Source organism: Burkholderia sp. WAC0059 (assembly GCF_002870125.1).
Lineage (GTDB): Bacteria > Pseudomonadota > Gammaproteobacteria > Burkholderiales > Burkholderiaceae > Paraburkholderia.
The window spans coordinates 1-6,887 of the sequence record NZ_PNEO01000044.1; the positions used below are offsets into that span (position 1 = coordinate 1).

Annotated in this window: 7 protein-coding genes; all 7 read right to left on the minus strand. The window is 62.3% G+C overall.

Annotated features, from left to right (window positions below):
* Nucleotides 1-629: Clp protease N-terminal domain-containing protein (locus CY652_RS23475; RefSeq protein ID WP_308410414.1), on the minus strand; the 629-nt coding region annotated here is incomplete at its 3' end.
* A 14-nt stretch (nt 630-643) separates the two neighbouring features.
* Nucleotides 644-1,720 carry a type VI secretion system baseplate subunit TssG gene (gene tssG, locus CY652_RS23480; protein ID WP_102133100.1) on the minus strand — a complete coding sequence of 359 codons (1,077 nt, stop codon included), beginning with the start codon at nt 1,718-1,720 and terminating at the stop codon, nt 644-646.
* Nucleotides 1,675-3,420 carry a type VI secretion system baseplate subunit TssF gene (gene tssF, locus CY652_RS23485; protein ID WP_102133101.1) on the minus strand — a complete coding sequence of 582 codons (1,746 nt, stop codon included), beginning with the start codon at nt 3,418-3,420 and terminating at the stop codon, nt 1,675-1,677. Before tssF ends, tssG begins: the two co-directional genes overlap by 46 nt.
* Nucleotide 3,421: 1 nt before the next feature.
* Nucleotides 3,422-3,874, minus strand: a complete 453-nt coding sequence (tssE, locus tag CY652_RS23490; RefSeq protein ID WP_102133102.1) for a type VI secretion system baseplate subunit TssE — start codon at nt 3,872-3,874, stop codon at nt 3,422-3,424.
* 64 nt (nt 3,875-3,938) lie between these two features.
* Nucleotides 3,939-4,433, minus strand: coding sequence for an Hcp family type VI secretion system effector (locus tag CY652_RS23495; RefSeq protein WP_102133103.1), 495 nt, complete (start codon nt 4,431-4,433; stop codon nt 3,939-3,941).
* 63 nt (nt 4,434-4,496) lie between these two features.
* Complete coding sequence (tssC, locus tag CY652_RS23500; RefSeq protein WP_102133104.1) at nt 4,497-6,008, minus strand: type VI secretion system contractile sheath large subunit; 1,512 nt, start codon at nt 6,006-6,008, stop codon at nt 4,497-4,499.
* Nucleotides 6,009-6,087: 79 nt separating this feature from the next.
* Nucleotides 6,088-6,630: a type VI secretion system contractile sheath small subunit gene (gene tssB / locus CY652_RS23505; RefSeq protein ID WP_102133105.1), complete on the minus strand. Its 543-nt coding sequence runs from the start codon at nt 6,628-6,630 to the stop codon at nt 6,088-6,090.
* Nucleotides 6,631-6,887 lie beyond the last annotated feature (257 nt).

A 6,887-nucleotide genomic window follows, 5' to 3' on the forward strand; every position in this document is an offset into this window, starting at 1 on the left:
AGCGCCGACTGGCGGGTGCCCGCACTGCCGTCAAGCGTCGGCATCGCGATGCCGGCCGGCATTCCGGCACCGCCCGTTGGACGCGCAGCCCCCACGCCTTCGGCCTCGGCCCCAGCGGGCTTGCCGACGCCCGCCCCGCCGGTACCGCCAGCATCCTCGGCAGACCCTGCCAGAATCGCGGGCAACTCCTCGCGCAAACTCGTGCGCGGAATCTTCAACAGTGCTGGAGCGGATTCGAGCAGCAACCCGCGCAAACTATCAACTTCGAGCAGCGCAAGTACCAGCGTGCCGGAGCGAATCTGCTGCTGGCCGAGCAGCATCGAACTCAGCAACCAGGCCTCCTGAAAGAGCGGCGAGAAATTCGGCGACAGGGCCGGTGTGCGACCGTTGCCGCGCTTAAACTGGTCGATCGCCTCCTGCAACTGCTCGGTCAACGCTTCGGCTCGCAGGCCAAAACGGCCGAGGATCGCGCGGAGGTCCGGCGCGTCGGCCTCGAGTAGAACCAGCAGCAGATGCTCGACATCGACGCTGTAATGCGTCTGCCGCACGCACAATTGCGCCGCTTGCTCCATCCCGTGCTTGCAAGCCAGGTTCAGTCGGCTCAACAACGTGCGGATATCGATGTCCATAAGGGATGCGGGTCTCAATGAAGCACCGCACCGGCGACGCGGTGCAGCGCAATGCGTACCTGAGCACTCGCCCGGTATGCGCAGCCAGAAGCAGCACTCCTGCTGGCAAGCCACGATGTCCAGCCCAGTCGCACAGGCGATACGCCGCCGAGCACGCAGGCAGGAATAGGCGACACTCGATGCAGGACGCATTGCACTTCGAGAGCCTGTGGCAGGTAGCGGTCGACGAGCCACGCCGTCAGCGCGTGTGCTGCGCCGCCGGGCAACAACGATTCAAATGCCGCCGGCGAAAGATCGTCAAAATTGAGCCTGATGCCGCCGGCCTGGTCCCACACACGCCGCCCAAGCACCTGACGTCCACCAAGCCGCGACGCGCCGCTCTCGCGCAGGGCTGTACCCGCGCACAACGTATCGCGCGCATCGACTTCGCGCCAGCAACCGACGAATTGCGTACCTCGCACCTTCAGCCCGAGGCGATCCGACAGCAGTGCGAGCAATCCCGCCATCGAGCGCGGCGTACCTCCGAAGAGTCCTGCATGGCTGATCCACAGGCGGCCACCATGCGGATCGCGCGCGCCGCTGCGCAAACCCAGACCGCCGAGCGCATCGAGACATGCGACCAGCGCGGACGATTCCGGCGCACCGGCGTCGAGCGCCAGTACGTGCTTCTTGCGACCGCGGTACAGAAACGCCAGAAAACGATGATTGAAGATGTCGAGAAGATCGGCCGTCGCGTAGTCGCGCGCCGAGCGGCGCGCCAGCACCAGCTCGGTGAACGGCATTGGCAGCGGGCCGTTCGCGCCAGCAAGCGTGAGCACCGACGTTTCCAGTATGTAGCGGCACGATTCGGCTGCGTCGTCCGGCGGCGAAATTTCGCGTACGCGACAGACGTCGCTCGCCTCGAACGCAAGCGATACCCGCCCCCGCAACCGAACCGTTTCACCGCTGCCGTCACCATGTCCGAGCGGTCGCGGCCCGATCCGCTCGAGCAGACTGATTGCCTGGAACAGGTCGAAGCGCTGCGGACGGGCGACGAGCTCGCGGATCAGAGCAGCGGCTGGCAGCCGGCCATCGGCTCCCATTGCTTCCATATCCCGTCTCCACGGCGCACCACGAGCCGCACAAATGAATTGACCGACGTGTAGAGCGACAGAAACCTCGCGAGCACCGCTCCCATCATCAATGGCGATCCGCCGACGAATGCATCCGGATCGAACTCCACTTCGACCTCGGTACCGCGGCAATAGCCACGCCACGCTTCGCCGCCGACGTGCGCAATCGCCCCGCGCGCCGCCATGCTGCGAATGCCGCGAATCTGGTCCTGCTCGCGCGTGCCGTCGGCAGCGAAAAGCCGTAGCATCTGCTGTAGCTGTGAACAGCCCACTGCACCGCCTGCGAGCGACTGGTAATCGAGCGTGAGCAACGACACGAGCCGCCAGAGCGTGTCGCTGCCGAGCGGCGGGTCACGCTGGACCGTCGGCTCGTAAAGGCAGCGCACGCGCGGACTTTGCGAGACGCGTTCGACGAGCATCCTCACTCCCGCAGGCACCTGTGCGGCAAGCCGTCGATTCGTGCAAAGCAAGTGCGCATAAACGACCGACTCCGCGGGCACAGCGCCCGTGCTCGACGAATCGACGAAACCCAGATGCAGATCCGTTCCGGACAGGCCCTCGCGCAGGCTGCGCTCACGCCGCGCCGTCCAGAACACAGTCGCGCCGTGACCATCGAAACGATCTGCTTGCGCAAAGCCCGGCACAACGGTCGAACGCTCCGTGGACGGATCGGACGCGACCACCGACGTTATCGAATGAATTTCGGTAATCGCCTCGCGCTGCTGGTCGGCGACAAGCCGGTATTCGTGGCGACGCCGGTCGACCACGATCGGCTCGCTGGTCTGAGCGAACAGGTTCACGATCGGCGTGCAGCCGAGACGGAAATTCTGGGCACTCACCATGCCGAGTCCGCGCGGCGCACGCTTCAGGCGCAACAGCAACTCGCAGCGACGACCATTACCGAGCCGGCCAGCCAGCCCGCTCAGGTCGAAAAAATGAAATTTGCGCGCGAACGAAAAATATTCCTGCATCAACCGATAAGCCGGCTGCTCGTTCGATGGCTGCGGCAACACCGCGTCCCCCGACTCATAGCCGACTTCGCGCCACGAAGCGGGCGCGGGGCGCGCGCCCTCGGGCCGCACTTCCACGCTCTCCACGCCGGCGACCAACAGTTCGTAGAGCGGCATCGTGACCATCCAGTCACCGTACAGATGGAAACGAAGCTGGTCGAGTTCGAGTTCGGCAAAGTCGATGCCGGGCTCGCATTCGAGCGACAGTTGCAACACCGCGTCCTCGGTGAATTCAACACGGCCGATCCTGACCGGCCACAATACCGTATCCCATGCAGTACGAAAGCGGCACACGTCACCACTTTCCGTGCGAGCCTGCAGTGCGGTGTGGCGCGGCACCCTGAAACCAGCAGTCACCTTACCTTGGCTCAAGTCGAGTGCGAACTGCGCGACCGTCATCGACGGCACCGGCTGTACCAGCGACGGACAGACATTCTCGAGCACGGCCTGGGCGATCTGCGGAAAGGTTCGGTCCAGATCGCGATGTACGCGCGCGGCGAGAAACGCGGTCGCCTCCACGAGGCGCTCCGTGTGCGGATCCAGCGACTCGGTACCATGCAGCGCCAGGCGTGAAGCCACCTTCGGATAGCGCCGCGCGAAATCCGCGCCCTGCAGGCGTAGATAGGCGAGCTCCCGCTCGTAATAGTCGAGGATGTCGTCCTCCGCCATTTCAGACGGGCTCCGCCCAGCGCGGATCGTGGCCACCGCTTTCCTGCTCAAGCTCAAATGCGACGGGGTCCGCCTGCAGACCGACGCGCATACGCGCAGCCACCCGCAGCAACGGTGCCCGTACCCGTTCAGGCATATCGGTAAACTTCACGCTGACGTCCTTGAGCCTCGGCTCGAAGAGTTCGATCGCCCGTGCGACGGCTGCTTCGATCGCGACTCGATCGGAGCCCGAGTGCAGCGAACGTGCAGAGAAATCGGGTACGCCGTAGTCGAGCACGGTGCCGCGCACGCCAACAACCGATTCGTGTGCACAGGTCGAGCGCGTGTTGAGAAGACGGCCCAGATCGCGCGCGATCGACGCGCGCAGCGCCTGCTCGTCCGGAAGCCGGGCATCGCCGTCGGCCGCAAGACGGTCGAACATCGGCGTCGGAAAACTGTGAGTGACGGTGGACATGGCCTGAAAAAAGCCCCTCGCAGCGATAAACAGCCGGCAGCGAGAGGCTCCAGCGGTTCGTGATTTACGTCTTGCTTGCCGAGACGGACGTGTTTTTCGCCAGATCCCAGCCAAACGACGCCGTGCCCTTCTTTGTCGAATCGACGCCCTGCTGCGTGTACTCCGCGGTGATCTGTGTGAATGCGAACGACAGGCTATCGCTCGCCATCGAACCGCCGCCGCCTGTCTGGATGGACGACACCATCGCATTCGAGAGCACATACTTCAGGAGCGGCATGAACTTGCCGGCCTCGTTGCGCCCGACGTAGATCGTGGCGTCGCCAAGCTTGGAGCCTTCCGCACAAGCGGCATAAAACGCCGGCGTCGACTGATCGGTCGCCTTCGAGCAGTTGAACTCGGAGAAGTTCGGACGTCCGAGCGTACGTTCCGTGTTCGCCGGATCGCTGCTTAGTGGGAGAGAAACCCCCAGGCTGAACGAGTCCAGCAGAACTTTGTCGGCGTAGCCGTCGATCATCGAGTTGCCCTTAATGTTCTTGAGCTCGAGAAGAATCGTATCCATGACGTTTATCTCTTACGGATGCATTGAGTTCAGTTATGCCGCGAACGAAAACCGCCGATGCGGTTACGCAGCCGCCACGGGCAGATCCGCCACGAGGCGAATCGACGCGGTCAGCTCTTCCATCTGGAAATGCGGCTTCAGGAAGCAGGTCGCCCGGTAGGCGCCCGGTTTGCCCGGCACTTCCGTCACGTCGACCCGTGCCTCGCCGAGCGGAAAACGGGCCTTCTGAGACTGGGACGCCGACGGATTGATCAGTACGTAATCAGCAATCCAGTTATTCAGATAGGTTTCGATGTCGGCGCGCGACTGAAAGCTGCCGATCTTGTCGCGCATGATGACCTTGATGTAGTGCGCGAAGCGCGATGCCGCAAGAACGAACGGCAAGCGCGACGACAATTCCGCATTCGCATTGGCAACGTCCTTGTTATAAATCTTCGGCTTGTTGGTCGTCTGGCCACCGAAGAATGCCGCATAATCCGATCCCTTCGAATTGACGAGCGCAATGAAACCGAGATCGTTCAGCTCCTTTTCGCGGCGGTCGGTAATCGTCACCTCGGTCGGGCATTTGAGTGCAACGTCGCCTTCGCCGGTACGGTAGGCGTGCGCAGCGAGCCCCGTCACCTTGCCGCCGCCCTCGACGCCCCGAATCGCCGTCGCCCAGCCATACTGCGCAAACGCGCCGGTAATGCGCAGACCGAGCTGATAGGCGGAATTCGCCCACAGGTACTTTCCGTGATCGGTACCGTCCACGTCTTCCTCGAACATAAAGCTCTCGACCGGCTTCGTCTTGGCACCGTAGGGCAGGCGCGCCGCATATGACGGTAGGACGAGTGAAACGTAACGCGAGTCTTCCGACTCGCGAAAGCTGCGCCATGCGCTCAGCTCGGCGCTTTCGAACACCTTCGAAAGGTCGCGAACCACGCCGAGATCGGTATACGACTTCAGGTCGAACAGGTTCGACGCTGCCGACGCGATGAATGGCGCATGCGCTGCCGCCGCGACCTTCGAAATGCGCTCGAGAAGCGCGAGATCCTGCGGGTGGCGCCCGAACGCGTAATCCCCGATTAGCAGCGAGTATGGATGGCCGCCGAACGTGCCGTACTCTTCCTCATAGATCTTCTTGAAAAGCAGGCTCATATCGTGGTCGACGGCTGACTCAAGATCCTTGAGCAACTCGCTTTTTTTTACGTTCAGCAACCGCAACTTCAGACGCGGCCCGGTTTCGGTTCCGGACACCAAGTCGTGCAGCCCGGTCCACGACGCTTCGAGCGCCTGAAACGACGGGTGATGCATGATCGCGTTGAGCTGGTCGGTGAGCAGCCGGTCAATCTCTGCTACCCGCTCGTTGATCATGGCAACTACGCTCTTGTCGGGGCTCGTGCGCATCCCCTCGTCGAGAATCTGGGATGCGAGCTGGCCAATGAGCTTCTTCGCATATCCCGTCTGCGATGGCTCGGCTGCCATGTTGCCTTCCTGCACGATGCGCTCGAGCAGGCTCAACTCCGATGCGTCGACCGCGGTCGCCCCGCTCGACAGAGCTTCGCCAGCTGCGATGCCGGCTTCGTTGTTTGCCATCTGAATCACCTTTGACAGAAGAATGTGTCGGGCCCATTCGAGCCTAGTCGTTGACGCGACGGGGTCCTGCTCGCGCCCGTCAAGCCGTTTCCGCGTCGCCCGCGGCGGACGGTGCCATGGTGTCTCGCTCACCGGCGCCGGCCTCGATCTTCACTTCCTTCAGATCTTCGGTGTTCTGTACGATGCGCTCGAGCAGCGAATCGAGTTCGTCGTTGCCGTCGAGCTTCGCGAGAAGATCGCGTAGCTGCTGACGGGCTTCGAGCAGCTTCGCGAGTCGGGGAATCTGGCGAACCAGACTTTCCGGATGAAAGTCGACGAACTTTTCGAATGCAAGCTCGATTCGCAAGCTACCTTCACCCTTGAGCGTGTCCGGTACGGACAGATCGAGGCGCGGATGAATCTTGCCCATGACATCGTCGAAGTTGTCACGGTCGATCTCGACAAAACGCCGCTCCTTCAGCTTAACTAGAGGTTCCGCTGGTTGCCCCGATAAATCGGCCAGCAAACCGACGACCATCGGCAGCTCCCGTTTCTCGATGGCATCGCCAACTTCGACGTCGTAGGTGATCTGAACACGCGGCGGGCGATTGCGCCCAACCCACTTCTGCAAGCTATTCGACATGGAATTCCCCGGAGAGAGCAAAACAACACTGCTGTGACGAGGCCAATCAGGAGACGCCGAACTCCGACCAGAAATACGGACGTCACAGCTAGTGCGCAAATGGGCAACCAGCTCTTTCAGAAAGACTCAAACACGCCACTAATTCTTCGCGGCTTTTTATGCTTTTACCCACCATCATGAAGCGGGGTAGTCTTGCGTAATTCGCGCCGGCATTCGAATCGACTGCGGGCCTCAGCCCTAACCCGCATCTCGTATGC

Coding starts and splice junctions, on each gene's coding strand:
- tssC (WP_102133104.1), bottom strand. CDS start 6,008: ATGGCAAACAACGAAGCCGGCATCGCAGCTGGCGAAGCTCTGTCGAGC.
- tssB (WP_102133105.1), bottom strand. CDS start 6,630: ATGTCGAATAGCTTGCAGAAGTGGGTTGGGCGCAATCGCCCGCCGCGT.
- tssF (WP_102133101.1), bottom strand. CDS start 3,420: ATGGCGGAGGACGACATCCTCGACTATTACGAGCGGGAGCTCGCCTAT.
- tssE (WP_102133102.1), bottom strand. CDS start 3,874: ATGTCCACCGTCACTCACAGTTTTCCGACGCCGATGTTCGACCGTCTT.
- tssG (WP_102133100.1), bottom strand. CDS start 1,720: ATGGAAGCAATGGGAGCCGATGGCCGGCTGCCAGCCGCTGCTCTGATC.
- CY652_RS23495 (WP_102133103.1), bottom strand. CDS start 4,433: ATGGATACGATTCTTCTCGAGCTCAAGAACATTAAGGGCAACTCGATG.